We start from the raw sequence: 17,136 nt of genomic DNA on the forward strand, positions 1-17,136 counted from the left end.
GGTTACTTCTGCGCAAGGAAGCCCAGGGCTTTTTTTAGGATTTCGTTCTCCTCAGACAGCGAAGCCAGTCGCTTTTCCATCGCTTTGATTTCGTCTGGCGATTTACCGGATTGAGTTTTGGCCTGGCCCTGGATCCACTTATGAACTGTTGAATAGCCAATGCCATATTCTCTGGCCAGTTGAGCAGCTGATTCGCCTTGCTTATATAGGTTGATAATGTTTTGTTTGAATTCTTTGTCGTAACGAGTTGGCATGTAAAAATTCCTTCCTTTTGAGAGACGATTTATTCATTATACCCTCTCTTAAAAGTTGTCTCAGGAATCAGCTTACATCCAACTTTTCTGTGTAACTGGATTTGATCAACTTCAGCGGCTCAACCTTTTCTGGGACGATCCGTAAAATAGCTTCATCGCCATTATCGATCAGCTGCTTTTGAATGTCGCTGAAGGCAGCAGCGAAAGCTTGTTGCTTGGTCTCGCCTTTACCAGATACTGTGAGAACCTGACGTTTGGTTTCATTCACGACCGTCATCTGAATCACTCCTTAAGCTTCTGGATATTTCTTGTTCCACGCCTCGACAAGGGCTGTACCTAAAGCTTCTTGATCCATAAAGCCGAAACCAAGCACTTTATTGCCGTCTTCAATCGCGGTAATTCCTTCTTGAACGGAACGCATACCATGACGTTCTGGCCAGCCAAACTGGGTGTGCGCTGTGATTGCACCAGCACCGCCTGAACCGCAGAAGCTAATCCCCATATCGGCTTTTTCTTTATCCATCACTTGACCCAAGCGCATATCTGCACCCATGCCTGGCACAACAACCGCTGTACCACCAGCCGCTTCAACGCCTTTCGCAACGTTCTGACCCTTACCCATCCGATCTGCAATAACAACTTTAACCATGGTGAAATCCTCCTATTATGAGCGCACGAGCAGGAACGCTTGGCTCGGCGTAGCGAAGTGGCAGTTACGTCAAATGGTCCGATCTTTGGGCCATCTGACGTAACTGTCCTTGACATAGCCGAGTTGCGACTGCGAGCGCGTTTGTTTATTCAAAGTAAGTGACCTTCTACAACAATTTTTTAAATCTTATCCTGCGCCGCTTCAAAATGAATCGATAAAACATACTTCTCTGCGACTTCCAAATGCCCGATATGCTGCACAACTTGATCAGCCAAATCCAACGACTTTTGCGAAACTTCAGCGAACATTGTCGGATCAACCGCTGGCAATTGCTCGCCTGACTTCGATCGGCCTAGCATTTCAATGAGATGATTCGTGAGTACTTGCAGCTGAAGATCAGTAAAATGAATCTCCGCCGCAGCGGCTAGTTTGATGACATAATTGACAAGCGCTGTTGTTGCTTGGACATCACTGCTTTGTTCGATCATCGCTTTGACTTCTGTGGGTAATTCAACGTTCGCGTCCAGTGGTATCATCCCCTTCCTGTGATACTTCATGACTTAAGCTCAAATACTCTAGGATCGCATGCACTTCTGCACGATTGATGGCAAGGCCGTGATCCGAAAAGACATGCTCAACTGTCCCCACCAGCTTAGGATCATCCTGATTTGGTTTTCCCTGATACTGCTTATCAAACATAATGCGTTGGACCGCGAGGAAAACGTGCATCATGAACGCATCGCCGTAATATGGATCAATTGTTGTTGGCAATTGCTGCTTGAGTTCCGAATAGATACTGAACATAGTCAAAATCGTCTGCTGCGTCTGTTGTTCAAGATTGGGCTTCGGTCTAATCGGCACTACTGGCTGCTGTGACTTAATCTGGGCAAGCGGTACTTGTAATTTTTTAGCAACCGCTCCTCGAATCGCAGCGATGTCAGCGGCATTCGGCAACGGTCGCACTTCAATCACCTGAACCTCCAAATTCTTGAGCGGAAACACACTGATGACCAACTCAGGATGTTCGCGCGCAATCAACGCCCGCGCGTCATCAATGGAAGCAAAGCCAACCAGTTCGATGTTTGGAATCGCTGAAGCAATGCGCTGCTGAATCAGATTGGTGATTCCAATGCCAGTTGCACAAACGTATGCGACCCGAACCGTGCGCATCTGGCTATCGCGATTGAGCGACACCATGAAATGCAAGGCAATGAAGGAAACAAACGCCTCACTTAAAACTGCCTGATCACCTGCCAACTCTTTATTGACGGTTTTTTCAATTGCTTCAAACAAGGCCGGATACTCTTGCTTAATATCTTGCGTAAACGGGCTGTACTCAAGCAGCTGACTTTTCTTACCCAAGGACTGACTAAGATGCAAGTACAGATTTTCCTGCAGCTGACTGTCGTGACTAAAATCATGATCAACCAATGCCCCAACCGCCAAGATGATGCGATGTGTCATCGCGACCAAGTTATGATCTTGCGGAGCCACTTTTTCGTTAACGCTTTGACCGAGATAATAGTCGTAATCGTCCGTGAGCGCTGGCAAGTTGTAAAAAGTCAACGTCCTCATGATCAGTTTGTCCGAATACTGCTGATCCGTTTGGGACTGTTCAACCCGATGATAGCTGTTGACTAGTTGATTAAACCCTTGGCGAATCACGCCGATGGTCAACCGAATGATCGTGGCAATCAGTGTACTAGGATCAGGCATGTCGCCTTCCTGTTTACCTAGACGAATGGCTTCTTTCAAGATGGTATTGAACGCGTGATCAAAAGTTGCTTCACCGGTCAAAACTAAAGCTCTTTTCGATTCGGTTTTAGTGTTCAAGCTGTCAACCAGCTCGGCCATGAGCGTTTTACGATTCAACTGCTGGGTGATGAGCTGTTCCAGCAAACGGCGGATAGCCAACTCGGTACCATTCAGCTTATAGCCATAATAGTTTTTGCTGATCAGCTTGACGTTGAATTGCTCCAAGTAAACCGCGAGTTTCTTCAGATCATTGTTCACCGTTGTCTGACTCACATTCACCCGCGCCTGCAACTGCTGTTGGGTGGTGTAATCGCCGGTTTGTGAAAGAATCAAGATCATGCGGAGAATTCGTTCATTCGGGGCTAAATAGTTATCAGCTAACTGATCATCGATTTTCTCCCGCAAAGCCGTTCGTGCAGCTTCACTAGCCTCGATCCAGATTCCTTTGCGCGGTGCACTTTTCAAAACTGAATCTTTCGCCGCCAGCCAATCTCGAATATCTGTTAAGTCGTACTTCACTGTCCGAACACTGACTGCAACTGACTCAGCCAACTGCTTAGCTGTCACCGCCCCTTCAGCACTAATCAGCTGCAAAACAATCTGCCGCTGTCGGTTACTTAATGACATCTCACATCACCCCCCACACTCAATTTCTAATTCTACTGTAAAGCGCTTTCTAAGGCGAAACAACAGGCAATGTTTGCACGATTAATCGTGCAATGATATGTGATATTGTAAACAAAAAGATAATTGGTCTGTTCCGATTGTCAACAATGTTGTGTTAAGCTATTCAGGAAGCCGATGATTGAAGTGCTTATATGGCGCGTTTATTTATGTACATAACAGCATTTATAAGTTGTATCATTCCTTAAATTTCAAAAAAACGTCAATTTAGACATTTCACACTTTGCATCAGTCATTCGTGCAAAAATCCGTTTCTTATTTTTAAAAATAACGCCTATTTTTTTTGCTGGTAATCTGCTGCAAAAATAGGCTGTTTTGAATGAAAGTTCGTTTGCTGCCTCCGATAGATCAAGTCGTGCGAGACACAAAAAGCCATGAAACCCCGAGTCAAGCTCGGCACTTCATGGCTTTTTTGAAATTAAATTCGCACCTATCCCATCACGATTTTGTTCATCCGATCAGTGATCAAATCCCAGCCGTTTTATCCAGCTGATGGCCTTCTTCATTGAAGACGCGAATCGCATCATTAGCTGCTGCATTGGTCATGAGCTGTTGGAAAATGTCGTAACTGATGGTGACATTTTCTGCCCCAGCTTTGATGGCAGCCATCACTTGTGAAGCGGTCTTGAAGCTCGCGCCCATGATTCTAATGTGTGTGTCAGTACTCTTGTAGAATGAATGTGTCTCGGCGATCACGCTGTATGGGTCAATGTCCAACTGCTCCATACGATTGACGTAAGGGGCAATGTAATCACAGTCAACGACGCAGGCCATGAAGCCCTGGCGAACGGAATAAACGGCCGTGCCTAGCAGACACTCATCGGGCTTTTCAGCGCGAATCGCTGATACTGCCCGATAGCCTGGTTCAAATAATGGAATCTTAAAGGCCATGCGCGTGTCATCATTATCCGGAAAGCGCTTGCGTAATTCGTGATAGTCAGCTAACAATTCTTCCTCAGTATCGCCAACCAATTGCACGAACAAAACGCCTGGCTTCAAGTCGCGAATCTTACCTAATTGTTCGAAGCGTGGATGGCCTTCCTTCAGCAACAGCTTGGGATTGGTGGTAACCCCTTCGAACTGATTAAAACTCAACATTTCTTTGACTTGATCGAGGTTCGCTGTATCAATAAACATGGATTATTCCCCCTAATTAAAAGCGTTCAATGGCGATGAAACCTGCACATAAGAACCTTGGTCGCAATGATCAAAGGGCGGTCATCGCGGCCAAGGCCACTTATGCTCCGGTTTCTTACCGCGCCGGTTCACGCTCTTATTATTTTAATTGTAGTCCCGACATCTAATTCTGGATACGTCTTTTCTTTCAAATAAAGCGATCCTGCGAGCTCAGGTGTTGTCGAACCATCGAAAACAATCGCTGTATGACCAAGGTTGCCCAGATTGGTGTTCACCTCATTGCCAACCGCCGTGATCTTATAAGATTGATCGTCGAACGTCATCACATCTCCGACTTCGATTGGTTCCAAAATTTTATTGACATTAATAATGAAGCAAGACGATCGTAATGCATCAGGGGCTTCATCTCCAAAAAGAATGGCCATATTGATATCCTTGAACCCCCGTGCTTCCGAACCAACTTCAAGAATTTTTGTCTCGTATTTTACTGTTTCTGCTAATGACGACACCTTACTCACCTCTCCAATAAACTAACTTATTTCGCGTACAAGCCAAAACTTGCTAACCAAGCAACAACAACACGTGGTACCCCGTTTAGAAAACGGGAATACAAGACAGAGACAACGCCGACTTCAACCGTCTTGGAATCAGCTTCTTCAAGTCCTAAACCAACAGGAATGAAGTCAGCCGCGTTTTGCGTATTAATCGCAAACAATGCAGGCAATGCATATTGTGGCTGGATGTTACCACGACCGATTTCAACCCCGATCAACGTCCCAATAACCTGAGCAATAACAGCCCCGGGGCCAAGGATTGGTGAAAGGAATGGTAGGGAACAGATAAAGCCGATGACGATGAGTCCAAAGACATTACCAGCAAGTGGCGTCATGAGCTTGGCGAACCAGCTACCTAAGCCAGAGCCTTGAATAATACCAATCAGTAAGGCAACAAAGGCCATGAATGGAATAACGGTATTCAGCATCGTCTGAACGGAATCTTTAGCCGCCTGGTTAAAAGTAGCAATCACTTTCCCAGCGCCAATCCCGATACGCGCAATGAAATTGGGCTTCTTCATCTGCGCCGTGATCGTTTTGTTCGTATCGAACTTTGCTTCGCGAGCGTCAGCTGCCTCTTGATCTTTAGCTGTGGTGGTCTGTGTTTCAATCGCCGTCGTTTGAGAAGCTGCCGATGCTGCCAATGCAGCATGCTGTTTGCCAGCTTCGCCACGTTGGTCAAAAGGTACCCCATTTAATGATTGATCTGGCACTGCATCATCAGGTAAGGCTGTAATCTGATTCACATCAACATTTGAAACATACAACTTAGGCACAATATATTTTGCCAGCGGACCAGACTTCCCAGTTGGTAAAACGTTAATCGTCAGAATGTTTTTCTTCGGATAAATTCCGCAACGTAGTGTGCCGCCACAGTCAATGATCGCAACTGCCGTCTCGTCTTCAGGGATAGATGTCTTGAAACCGTCGACTGCTTCCATCCCAGTTAACTCAACAATCTTGTCAACGATGGCAGGTCGATTGCCGCCAGTCACGTAGATAAACTTATGCTTTTGTTCTGTAGGTGTAATGGTCAAGGGGCCGCCATAGCCGCCTGAACCTTTCACAACTTGAATACTATGCCATTTTTGATCAGCCATGATAGTTTAACCCTCCTTGGTTTGAAACGTGTTCACCAGCCCAGAAACCTGCGCATAAGGACCTTGGTCGCAATGGTCAAAGCCCGACCATCACGCCCAAGCCCACTTATGCTTCGGTTTCTAAACGGGCTGGTTCACACTCTAAGCTTCTTGACCATTACGCGCTGATAGATCAACTGTCTTGCTGAGCGTAATGCCAGTTTGCTTGGATACATATGCGGTTGTGAAGTCGGTGACCCAACCGCCGATAAAGTTCATCACAATCCCGACTAACATGTAGCGAATTGCGAGGTCCATTTGATTTAACCCAAGTTTTTGGACGCCTTGGGCAATGCCCAACCAGACGAACAATTCACCTGGATTAATATGCGGGAACACGCCATTGCTGGTGTGGCAGAACTGTGCTTGTGCAGCATAGTAGCTTGGCTTGTAGTATTCCGGCAAGAAGCGGGCAAGCGTGAAGCACATTGGATTACCTAACATGAATGCTGCTAAGAATGGCAATACCAGATAACGCATCAATACATTTCGGCTCGCTTTCTGGGCAAACCGTTCGATCCGTTCTTCCCCAATAAAAGCAATAATCGTGTTCATCAATACCAACAATAGCAAGACAACTGGTACAATGCTGGTCATCCAGCTAATGAATGTCTTGCCACCTGTTTGGAACAGCTTCATGAAGCCGGCTGCAAAATCAGAAACATATTGCATGGTCTCATCTCCTAAATTTAAATTGTATTCTTCTTAAAGACATTGGTTAGCATCTGCGGAATCGCTTTCATTTCACTGCCGATCTCATTAAAGATCGGCAGTGAAAACATGCTGACACGACTTGTATCAAAGTCTTCAAAACTGAGATTATTCGTTTTATAGTTCACATAATTGCGATACGCATTCAGAAAACATTCGCGTTCTGTTCGACTCAGCTTCTGCAGTGCTGTGTAATCAGCGCCAACTTCAGCGACCAGTTCACCGCCAAATTGATTTACGTCTCGGAATCGGCTGAAAACCGTGAGGCCCTTCATCACCCGAATTTCTTGAATACGATCATCTTGGTCTAAACCGATCAACATCAAACTGCCTTGGCGAAAACGCCGAGGATTTTTCCCGATCAGCACCCGACCATCTTGCCGTACCTCGTGATAATTGTGAGCAAAATTACGAATCTGAAAATAGCCCATTAGTGCCTGCAGTAAAAACGCCGCTGCAATAAAGATACCAAGTATCAAAACGTTCATTTAAAGTCCCTCCGTGACAACGGTTAAGGGATCTTGACTGCCTGAAATCTTGCGCAGATTATTCATCGCCGCTTCATTCACTGCTAGTAAAAACAGCAGATCATAGAGCATCGATAAATCCTCCAAGGCTTTTTTCCCTAAAACACGTGGAATCCCAATAACAAAAATATAACTAACTGCTTTGCCACCAACTGGAATGGCATGTTTCAGTACACTTAGATGCAGGAACAAGCGATTCTCGTCAATATCCGCAATAGCATGAGGGATCGCGACACCGTTATCGAGCACAAACTTGGTGGTCGATTCGTGCTTAATCAATCGGTCAATAAATCCCGGGTCAACCAAACCTGCATCACTATCTGGCTTGAGTGCTGCTCGTAAAACTGCCTCATACGACATGCTCGGTTGATTCTCGAAAACCTGTGGGCGCCAGATGATTCTGCCAGCATCAATTTCGTGTTGAACCGCTGAAACTCGCACTTTGGTTTCAAGTACGCGATCCCGGAAGATATCACCAATCATGACGACCGGAATTCGCAATTTATGAGCCAACGGCCGATCTGTGAAAACCATGATCAACTCATCTTGATGTTTTAGAATATCTTCCTCATCCTGATAAGCAGTGATTGTCACCTGCGACTCGAACATCGTGTTAAGCTGATTTTACAAATACTGCAGCACGCTTTGCCCCATGTTTGAATAAAAACCAACTCGTGGTTGATCTGGTACATTGACATCGGCATGCTGCAACGCCATTTCGAAGTAAACCGTCAGATAATTGATCTCAACATCCGCAATATGAATCCCCATTTTTTCTTCCAACTTGTCAATCATCAAGATCGCCATATCGGCAGCTGGTTGAAATCGTTGTAACATTTTGTCCGTCAAATAATCAGACGGAGAAATGTGGAAAATACCGCGATTAATCAAGAAAATTAAATGATACTTAGTCGTCTCATAAAATTGGTCATAGTCAATCTTGGCATCAACCAAAGCTCGAACTTCACTGGCAATTTGGTCGAACATTGCTTTATTTTCGTGAACCTTTACCTTCAACTTAGCTGGTGACAATAACTTGTTCGCATACAAGTTGAAGGGAAAGGCAAGGAAATCATATTCTTCTTGGCTAAATGACACATGGCAGCGATCTTCAATATCACCAACAATGTTAATGAAAAGTGGTGAATCGTCCATCAAGTTCGTATAATACGGACTAATACCACTGAATACATAATGATGCTTTTTCAGGAAGACGATGATTTGCATGATCTTCTCAAAAATTTGTGTTGTGCTCGTCTTTATCTTGGCTGAGTTCAGCCGACTGACGACTGATGCAACCAAAGTTTTATCCGTAAAAATTCGCGACTGCACATAATCAAAGAGGTGATTGTAAATCAACATGGTTAAGTCAACAGTTGACCCCACTTGTAACTTAACCCCGCGACTTGTCGCCCCTTCAATTTGGAGATCATAATTTTTCAACCAAGCGCGACAAGCTTCTAAATCTTTTAATAAAGTGCCGCGACTGACCGTCAATTGATCAGCGATTTCATCCATAGGAATGAATTGCCGTTCTTTGATAAGACGAAAAAGAATTTCCGCCTGCCGCTTCTGCTTGTCGTTATTATCAATATTTTGTTTGAAGACACCTGATTGAATTAAAGCAAATTGGCGATAATCCAAGATGTGCAAGAAGTACCCATTTTTATTAATGCGAATTTCTGCAGCATCCCCAAGTGATTCCCCTAGCTCATGAATGTACTTCTGCATCGTACGCGTTGAAACGTTTTCGCTTTCGGCCAACTCGTCTAAATCAGATGTGCCATTTGCTAGGAGATAGCGTAGAAGTCGATAATCCAAACTATTCAATCAGGTTACCTCCCCAAGCTTATGAATTAACCTCTGGACTTACCCTCCGCAACATTGGTTGTCACACCTGTAATATAACTAGCACGATTGGACAAGAAGTAGTTGACCAAATCACCCACTTCACTCAATTTGCCACTACGGCCTAATGGTGTAGTAGACGTTGAACTGTAGCCGGCACGGATTGCATCAACGGTGGTATCACGCGTATAAGCCAAAGCTTCTTCATAACTCGGTGTCCGTAAGCCTGTTGCTTCCATGATGCCAGGTGCGACCCCCACAACCCGGATATTGTACTTGCCTAACTCTTTAGCCCAAGAACGGGTGAACCCGTTGATGGCGCCTTTACTTGCTGAATAAACACTCTGACCAACAGAACCTTCAAGGCCAGCCTCAGAAGACATATTGACGACAACCCCATGTCCCTGTTTGACCATCCGACGAACGACTGCTTGTGAAACCAAGAAGACACTTTTAACGTTAACACTGAAGATTTGTTCAAATATCTTAACGTCCAATTCATATTTACCATGTGGATCTTTAGGATCAACCAATACCCGCGGCTTGTTGATACCTGCATTATTCACGACGCCCCAGATTTCTCCATTGATCTTCTCGGCGGTGGCGGCAAGATTTTCAACTTCGTCAGGATCAGTCACATCAGTATGCACATACTTCAAGTTAGGGTCCTTAAAGTCGCCTTCCTTGAGATCGCCGTTAACAACCGTAGCGCCATTATTAATCAATTCCTTGACGATCGCAGCGCCAATTCCTGATGAACCTCCAGTTACAACAATTGTCTTGCTATCTAAACCTAACCAATCAGACATATTCAATCTCTCCCTTTCATCTTTCTGTTCTATGGTAGCGTTTACGAGAGAAAGACTTAAGACAGTCATTTTCCGACGTCGGGGAAAAAACGTGCACGATGGTTAACGAAAACAACTGGATATCGTTAAATAGTCAACTATCACTTGAAGGTGAAACTAGTGAAGGATCATGTAAAAAGAGCCGGTTAGCGGTGCTTGACCACTTAACCAGCTCTTATTTTTGAAAACAGGGATCTCGGCTTGCTTTTAATATCACGCCTTAGCCGCATGCCCCACCGACTTAGCATTATCCTGCCCATAATAAGCATCCTTACCATGTTTTCGATAATAATGCTTGTCCAACAAATACTGTGGCAAATGCACATCTTGATGCGTCAAGGTTAATGCGTGATAATCCATTTCTGCGACAACTTCCAAGACTTTGGCGTTATAAACCGCCTTAGCTGGGGTCGCTCCCCAGCTGAATGGACCATGTTGGCTGACCAGAACTGCAGGAACTGCGTTGTGATCAATACCGCGATCTTTGAAGGTTTTGACGATGACTTTACCCGTGTTTTCCTCGTAAGCATCTTCAATTTCTTGTTGCGTCAACGCTTCGGAGATGGGCACATCCCCATAAAACGTGTCAGCGGCGGTTGTATTCAGGTTGGGGATATCCATGTGTGCCGAAGCGAACGCAACTGCCCATGGTGAATGGGTATGGACAATCCCACCGATGTCAGGGAACTCATTATAGAGGACGGTGTGTGTCGGCGTGTCGCTTGAAGGGTTCAGTTGCCCTTCTACAACTTCGCCTTGCAGGTTGACGACAACCATGTCATCCGGCGTTAAGTCTTCGTAATCAACGCCAGATGGTTTAATGACGAACAATCCCTTTTCCCGATCAATGCCGGAAACATTGCCCCAAGTAAAAGTAACCAGATCTAATTTTGGCAACTGCATATTTGCTTCGTAGACTTCTTGTTTTAATTGTTCAAGCATGAAAGTTCACTCCTGTTCATTTATTGAATATCGTTATTTGTCAATCACTGACTGACTGCGTTGTTTTCCCGATAAATGGTCTATATCAATAAACCCAAATTTAAAACTTAATGTACACAATGACCTGAAAACGCTTTTAACGCCGCCAACTCTGATATAATGGGTTGTAACCACGTGAAGTTAGAAAGGAAGTTTACCCATGCTTAAAGCTATTGCCCTTGATATGGATAACACGTTACTTAATAGTCAAAAAGAAATTAGTGTCACGAATCAAGATGTGCTCCGCTATCTTAGCCGCAAAGGTATACGTGTCATTCTCTGTTCTGGTCGGCCATTTGCCACTTTGAAGCCATTTTTGGATCAGCTTCATTTAACTAAAAATGATGATGTCTGCATTTGTTTCAACGGCGGCTTAGTCCGATTAGTACGGGATCACACCGTCATCAAATCTTCAACGCTGACTAAATCACAAATCCAGCCAGTTTATGATCTCGTTAAGGAAAAAGGTTTCCACTTAGATGTGGTTGCTGAAGATCAGGTGTATTCGTTAACTGAATTTGGCAAATCCAGCTATGAGTCCATGATTCCTAAACAAATGCCATTTACCGATACGACATTTGCTAAGGTGCCAGCCAAATTATCGATTTTTAAAGTGGTCATCGCTGGCGATCCAGAAATGGTTGATGCGGCTTCAGAAGCTGCGCAATCACTTGAGGGCGTCACGGTGACAAGATCACGACGTACCTTACTGGAAATCATGCCGCCTAATGTGAATAAGAAGAACGGTTTGAAAGCAGCCCTCAACTTTTATCGCATTCCGCGCGAGCAATTAGCCGCATTTGGCGATGAAGAAAACGATCAAGATATGCTTGACTACGCTGGTATTGGCATCGCCATGGGTAACGCGATTCCTGAAATCAAGAAAATCGCTGATATTACGACGCAATCCAATGATGAAGATGGCGTTGCGAAATTCTTGATTGATTACTTCCAGATCAGTCCAACTGCGATCCACCCATAACTCGTCTAAAGCCACCTTCCATGAGGCGGCTTTTTTCGTGGGCGGCGTTTTTTCATCCGTTCGCCTGTTGTGATCAATAGCTTTACACGACTACTAAACTACCGGTTCCTGCTCCAATCCAACCCGTTCAAAAAGATCATCAAAAAACTGTTTCGCCTTTTTCACTTCTGCCAGCGGATCATCGGCCTTTTCCGTCCACATCTCAATAGTGAAGGCCCCGCCATAATTAAGGCGCTTTAAAGTACGCAGGCAGCCTTCGAAATCAACGGTGCCATCGCCAAACGGTACATCTCGGAACTGACCTTTACTTTCGGCGGTGACTGGCAAGGTATCTTTTAAATGAACCGAAACAATATTATCAATGCCTCGTTCTAACTCTTGACCGACATTGTTTTCCGGCCAAGCAGTCAGATTGCCGACGTCTGGGTATGCCTGCAACCACGGACTGCGAATTTGCGTTTTGATGTCCTTAATTTTGGTCAAGGCGTTTAGGAAAGGATCATCCATTGTTTCAATATCAAGCATGACTTCTTTAGCTGCAGCATAAGCGACGCCGCGTTTTAAGTTCTCAATGAAGTATTCTCGCGAGGTCACCGTCTTTGGTTCGTAATAAACATCATAGCCAGCAAGCTGAATGTTACGAATGCCGAGATCACCGGCTAAATCGATTGCCTTATAAAGCATTTCAAGGCTTTTTTCTCGAATTGCCGGATCAGCCGAGCCAAGTGGGTAGCGACGATGGCCACTGAGCATTAAGGTGTGCAGTCTCACACCGGTTTGCCAACTTGCATCCCGTACTTCTGCTCGCTGTGCTTTCGTCCAATCAAGTCGGGCTAAGCGTTCATCGCTTTCATCAATCGACAATTCCAAAAAGTTGAATCCTAAATCGTGAGCCTGTTGCAACCTCTGCTTCCATGAATCAGTTTTTGGGAGTGCCTTTTCGTAGATTCCTAGTGAATTCAATGTTGTGCCTCCTTAAACGCGTTTGCTGCCCCAGAAACCTGCGCACGCGTTTTGTATTCGCTTTCATAAATACACAATTGCTATTAAAAAGACGGTGGCCTTAGCAAGCCCGCGCTCCAACCCTTTTTCAGGCTGGACACCGGCTAAGCTAATGGTCACCGCCAGCTTGCTTACTGTCCTATATCACGTTTAATTCGATACCTGAATCACATCAATACCTTGCCGGCGCAAGTCGCGGACGACCTTTTCATTCGCAAAGTTATCTGTGATCAAAATATCAACGCCGGTTAAATCTGCGACATGGTAATTGCTTGTGACGCCAACTTTTCGATAATCGGCCACGCAGATCACTTTTTGCTTGGTTCTGGAGATCATCGTGCTGTTGATCTGCGCTTCGTAAATATTTTGGGTTGTCACGCCACCCGCGACGCTAATGCCGTCACAGCCAATCAACGTATAATCTGACTGCATCGTTTCCAGAATCTGCATCGCAACTGTGCCGACCAACGACTCTTTTGGATAGCGAATTTCGCCGCCGGTCAGGATGATGGAGGTTTCTGGATGGCGCACGCACTCGGTTGCCTTGATATTGTTTGTGATAATCGTCAGCGGCATGATCGCTAACTGATTAATTGCCCGCCAACACAATGAGCTGGAGTTGACGAAAAGCGTACTATTTTTAACAATATAAGCTGGAACCGCCGCCGCAATCGTATCTTTAATTAATTCGATGCCTGAACGCGAGCCGTGATTACTGGCGGTCACCACATTGGTTCTTTCAACCAAACCATGGTGCCACTTCACCTGTCCCATGTCTGACAAAGCTTTCAAGTCACGGCGAAGCGTCGTGATCGAAACATTGAATCGTTGGGCCAAGCCCTCAACAGCAACTGGCTCAGACTGATCCACCGCTGACAAGATCTTTTCCCGGCGTGCCTGCACATTGGCCATTGAATTTTTCACTGTCATCACCTCTCAGCAACGAATTGCCTGCTTGCTTACTTGCCCCAGATGCGGATGATTTCGTTTTGGAAATCCGTTGCTGCTTTTGCAGGATCTGGTGCCTGCGTGATTGCCCGACCAGCGATGAAGGTATAAACGTTCACGCCTTCAAACAGTTTCAAGGTATCCACACTCAAACCGCCAGTCACGGAAACTCGGAAGCCCATATCAACCAGCATCTTAACCTTAGCTAAATCCTTCTCGCCCCATGAGCCACCGGAAAGCAAAGCATCACGACTCTGATGATAAATCGCCTGCGTCACACCAATATCCAGCCACGACTGGGCATCTTCTTTGGTCCAATTACCATACAATTCAATTTGGATCTCTTTAACTTCTTTTTGAGCTGCTTGAATGGTCGGAATCGTTGCCGCACAGATACAAGTCATCCAGTCTGCACCAGCATCGCCCATGTTACGAGCAACGGTTGTCCCTGCATCAGCACATTTCGTATCCGCAATCACGATTTTATCAGGAAAAAGGGCTCGCAATGCGCGAACGGCAATCGTGCCTTCCTGCAAAATCAAGATCGTCCCGGCTTCAACAATATCGACAATGTTCCCAACTGCGCGAACATCTGCCAAAGCACTTTCCAACGTATTATTATCCAATGCCACTTGCAAATTTGGTTTAGCCAAAATGTTTCCCTCCTATTGTGCGACAATCACACGATCTGGTCATGTGTCGCACGCCTTTCCTTAACGTCAAAAGCAGACCGGCCCGTGCCGGCGTCCGATCTGCTTAATGACTCGCTTTATTTCACAAGATCCGTATCTTCACGAACATGCTGTTCTACTTCTTTATCACTCATAACGTTCTTGACGCCAATTACTTGCACGCCTTTACTCTGAGCGTCTTTGAACATGTCGACAAAGTTGGTTGTTGTGAACACCATGTCGTATTGTTTAGCCGTACTCTTGCCTTCTGCCAAGTTGGTATGCTCAATTTGCGTAATCGGAATATTCAACCGTTTAAATGCTTTTTGAACACTGCGCATCATCATTAAACTGGTACCTGAACCATTTGCACACGATACTAAGATCTTCATGGGAAATTTCCTCCTTGTAAGTCAAAGCCCTTATTTAGTAGCTTTTTTCTTTGCCATATTTTCTTTATATTGCTCGTAATCCGTTACCATCAAGAAGTAGTTCTTCGGATCGTGACGATATTCGAGTTGTGGGATCAAGACAAGGATCAGAACAACAACCACGATGCCAGCGATGCCGAGAATCTTCATCAAGACGGTGAAGAATGGCCATACAGTGTCCCAGTCGAACATCCCCAGATAGCCGCCAAACTTCGACAAACCAATCCAAGTTGAAATCAATGCTGCGCCGAACACTTGAATCAAACCACTGAAGAACGGTAAGATCATGGCTGCTTTAGCACCAGCTCGCCGGTTTGCGAAGACCCCGAATGCGGCATTATCAAAGAACAATGGGATAAACCCAGCGATAATGATAGTTGGTGAATGGAAAATCAGTAAAGCACCAATGGCTAGGAACTGACCTAATGCACCAAACAGGAAGCCGATGGTAACCGCGTTTGGTTCGCCAAATGCGAAGGTTGCGGCCACATCGATACCAGGTACGGAACCTGGCAGCAGACGATCGGAAATCCCGGTAAAACTTTCAGTCAGTTCCCCAACGAAGGTTCGTACCCCAAGTTGCAGGATGGTCAAGTTAACCGCGAACCCAAGGGAAGTGGTCATAATATAGAACAGGAAACTAGCATTTGGTGCTAAACCTGAGGCGCCTTTTGTTGCTGCGAAAACCCCAACGAAGTATGGCTTGCCAAGAATTAACATGATGATGCCGAAGAAGAACAGCATCAGAATGCCGGTCGCAACCATGTTTTCGTTAAAGATCTTGAGGAAACCAGGCAATTCAATATCCTCAAGACGACGTGCCTTTTTCTTCGCTTTTACTTCACGAGCCTTAAACTTGTCAGCCAGCCAAGAAACAAAGGCAATCCCAAACATTTGTTGATGGGCAACGGCAAACCCGCCGCCATCGGTCAAATCCTGCGTGTAACGAACGGTCATGTTTGAACCGACTGCCCAGTACAGGCCTAAAACAACACCCATGACCAGCAGCACTTCAATCCGACCCATCTTCGGGAAACAGAAAAGTAGAATCCAGAAAGCCGTTGCAGCTTGTTGCACTTGGACATTACCAGTTGTAAAGACTGCCCGCAACTTCGTCCATTTCTGGAATCGAACTAGCAAAATGTTGAAGACGAACGCGAACAGCAGCAACAGCATGACATCGCCGAATGTTCGACCAAACGTCTTTTCCAAACCTTCAGTAACCGCGTTTTGCCCAAAATACGGATCAATAACGGTAGCGGTTAAATTAAAGCGATCTTTCAAGCCGGTCAGGATCGGTCGGAAGCTGTTAACCAAGCCGCCAGACCCAACCATCAAGATCATGTAGCCAATAACCGCCTTTAGAAACCCAGCGATTGATTCATATAATGGCTTGCGTTCCAAAATATATCCGAGTAAAACGATAAACCCAATCATGTAGGCTGGTTGCGTCAGAATATTCGACGCAAAGTAGTCCCATATTTTAACTAGAAAATCTAGAATTTGCTGCATGATTTCTTACCTTTCCCCTTCAACTCCCCGCATCGATGAGTGCTTTAAAATCATCAACACTATTGACGGCCAACAGTTTATCGATCAGACCTTCCGTCATTAACATGTCGGAAAGGTCGCCAATGTTTTGCAAGTGTTGCTTCGGATCTTTTGCAGCTAAGGTAAAGAACAGCTGTGCCTGCTTATCAGGGTCGTCTGAATCGAAAATGACAGGCTCAGGGAATTTTGCAAACCCGATCGCCGTCCCCAAAACATTCTCACTTTCAGCCATCGCATGCGGCATGGCCACGCCAGGCACGATCACGATGTATGGCCCGTTCTTCTCAACGTTAGCAATAATTTCGTTAATATACCCCGGCAGGATATACTTGTGTTCGATCAGCTTTCCCGCGGCTTGTTGCAAGGCGTCACGCCAATCCTTAGCAGGTTCTGGTCGAATATCAACGAGATCTTTCTCCAAAAAGTCTTTCAGTAACATAGTTGATTCACCTCTCTTAAACGCG

At 45.4% G+C, this 17,136-nt stretch carries 18 protein-coding genes and 2 pseudogenes; 1 reads left to right on the forward strand and 19 read right to left on the reverse strand.

All coding sequences use genetic code 11. The features are described 5' to 3' along the window. Positions 1–2: 2 nt before the first annotated feature. The 13 genes and pseudogenes from LBPC_RS17325 to LBPC_RS13865 form a co-directional block, all read right to left on the reverse strand. Entirely contained in the window at positions 3–254 is a 252-nt protein-coding gene (locus LBPC_RS17325; protein ID WP_002816285.1) for an IS3 family transposase, read from the reverse strand. Between the two features lie 82 nt (positions 255–336). After that, positions 337–531, reverse strand: a pseudogene (locus LBPC_RS13810) (DUF4312 family protein); the annotation flags it as partial. A gap of 12 nt (positions 532–543) precedes the next feature. Next, complete coding sequence (locus LBPC_RS13815) at positions 544–903, reverse strand: SFCGS family glycine-rich protein (RefSeq protein ID WP_003576723.1); 360 nt, start codon at positions 901–903, stop codon at positions 544–546. A gap of 179 nt (positions 904–1,082) precedes the next feature. Continuing rightward, complete coding sequence (locus LBPC_RS13820) at positions 1,083–1,439, reverse strand: transcriptional regulator (RefSeq protein WP_003662503.1); 357 nt, start codon at positions 1,437–1,439, stop codon at positions 1,083–1,085. Beyond that, the gene (locus tag LBPC_RS13825; RefSeq protein ID WP_003662501.1) at positions 1,414–3,285 is read right to left on the reverse strand and encodes a BglG family transcription antiterminator; all 1,872 of its coding nucleotides are present in this window, start codon (positions 3,283–3,285) and stop codon (positions 1,414–1,416) included. Before LBPC_RS13825 ends, LBPC_RS13820 begins: the two co-directional genes overlap by 26 nt. 522 nt (positions 3,286–3,807) lie before the next feature. After that, complete coding sequence (locus LBPC_RS13830) at positions 3,808–4,479, reverse strand: transaldolase family protein (RefSeq protein ID WP_003662499.1); 672 nt, start codon at positions 4,477–4,479, stop codon at positions 3,808–3,810. Positions 4,480–4,607: 128 nt separating this feature from the next. Further along, on the reverse strand, positions 4,608–4,988 hold the full coding sequence (locus LBPC_RS13835) for a PTS glucitol/sorbitol transporter subunit IIA (RefSeq protein ID WP_016376134.1): 381 nt from the start codon (positions 4,986–4,988) through the stop codon (positions 4,608–4,610). A gap of 26 nt (positions 4,989–5,014) precedes the next feature. Continuing rightward, positions 5,015–6,133 (reverse strand): PTS glucitol/sorbitol transporter subunit IIB, encoded by a 1,119-nt coding sequence (gene srlE, locus LBPC_RS13840; RefSeq protein WP_003662492.1) that lies wholly within the window; start codon positions 6,131–6,133, stop codon positions 5,015–5,017. 141 nt (positions 6,134–6,274) lie between these two features. Next, positions 6,275–6,844: a PTS glucitol/sorbitol transporter subunit IIC gene (gene srlA, locus LBPC_RS13845; protein ID WP_003568023.1), complete on the reverse strand. Its 570-nt coding sequence runs from the start codon at positions 6,842–6,844 to the stop codon at positions 6,275–6,277. A 17-nt stretch (positions 6,845–6,861) separates the two neighbouring features. Next, positions 6,862–7,371 (reverse strand): transcriptional regulator GutM, encoded by a 510-nt coding sequence (locus LBPC_RS13850; protein ID WP_003662491.1) that lies wholly within the window; start codon positions 7,369–7,371, stop codon positions 6,862–6,864. Then, positions 7,372–9,240: pseudogene (locus tag LBPC_RS16670) on the reverse strand (BglG family transcription antiterminator). A 26-nt stretch (positions 9,241–9,266) separates the two neighbouring features. Next, on the reverse strand, positions 9,267–10,067 hold the full coding sequence (locus tag LBPC_RS13860; RefSeq protein ID WP_032781153.1) for an SDR family oxidoreductase: 801 nt from the start codon (positions 10,065–10,067) through the stop codon (positions 9,267–9,269). Positions 10,068–10,319: 252 nt separating this feature from the next. Further along, positions 10,320–11,048, reverse strand: coding sequence for an L-ribulose-5-phosphate 4-epimerase (locus tag LBPC_RS13865; RefSeq protein ID WP_003568027.1), 729 nt, complete (start codon positions 11,046–11,048; stop codon positions 10,320–10,322). A 199-nt stretch (positions 11,049–11,247) separates the two neighbouring features. Here LBPC_RS13865 and LBPC_RS13870 point away from each other — a divergent pair, with 199 nt between their 5' ends. Beyond that, positions 11,248–12,069 (forward strand): Cof-type HAD-IIB family hydrolase, encoded by an 822-nt coding sequence (locus LBPC_RS13870; protein ID WP_003568028.1) that lies wholly within the window; start codon positions 11,248–11,250, stop codon positions 12,067–12,069. A 93-nt stretch (positions 12,070–12,162) separates the two neighbouring features. Here the strand turns inward: LBPC_RS13870 and LBPC_RS13875 are convergent, their stop codons facing one another. The 6 genes from LBPC_RS13875 to LBPC_RS13900 all read right to left on the reverse strand — a co-directional run bounded on the left by LBPC_RS13875 (position 12,163) and on the right by LBPC_RS13900 (position 17,111). Continuing rightward, positions 12,163–13,032 (reverse strand): L-ribulose-5-phosphate 3-epimerase, encoded by an 870-nt coding sequence (locus tag LBPC_RS13875; protein WP_003662486.1) that lies wholly within the window; start codon positions 13,030–13,032, stop codon positions 12,163–12,165. A gap of 189 nt (positions 13,033–13,221) precedes the next feature. Continuing rightward, positions 13,222–14,001: a DeoR/GlpR family DNA-binding transcription regulator gene (locus tag LBPC_RS13880; RefSeq protein WP_003568030.1), complete on the reverse strand. Its 780-nt coding sequence runs from the start codon at positions 13,999–14,001 to the stop codon at positions 13,222–13,224. Positions 14,002–14,030: 29 nt separating this feature from the next. After that, positions 14,031–14,672 (reverse strand): 3-keto-L-gulonate-6-phosphate decarboxylase UlaD, encoded by a 642-nt coding sequence (locus tag LBPC_RS13885; protein ID WP_003568031.1) that lies wholly within the window; start codon positions 14,670–14,672, stop codon positions 14,031–14,033. A gap of 116 nt (positions 14,673–14,788) precedes the next feature. Beyond that, positions 14,789–15,082 (reverse strand): PTS sugar transporter subunit IIB, encoded by a 294-nt coding sequence (locus LBPC_RS13890; protein WP_003568032.1) that lies wholly within the window; start codon positions 15,080–15,082, stop codon positions 14,789–14,791. 30 nt (positions 15,083–15,112) lie between these two features. After that, positions 15,113–16,633, reverse strand: a complete 1,521-nt coding sequence (locus LBPC_RS13895; RefSeq protein ID WP_003568034.1) for a PTS ascorbate transporter subunit IIC — start codon at positions 16,631–16,633, stop codon at positions 15,113–15,115. A 19-nt stretch (positions 16,634–16,652) separates the two neighbouring features. Next, a complete protein-coding gene (locus tag LBPC_RS13900) occupies positions 16,653–17,111 on the reverse strand; it encodes a PTS sugar transporter subunit IIA (RefSeq protein ID WP_003568036.1) in 459 nt (152 codons plus the stop codon). Positions 17,112–17,136 lie beyond the last annotated feature (25 nt).

The sequence above is a fragment of the Lacticaseibacillus paracasei subsp. paracasei genome (assembly GCF_000829035.1).
GTDB classification, from domain to species: Bacteria; Bacillota; Bacilli; order Lactobacillales; family Lactobacillaceae; genus Lacticaseibacillus; species Lacticaseibacillus paracasei.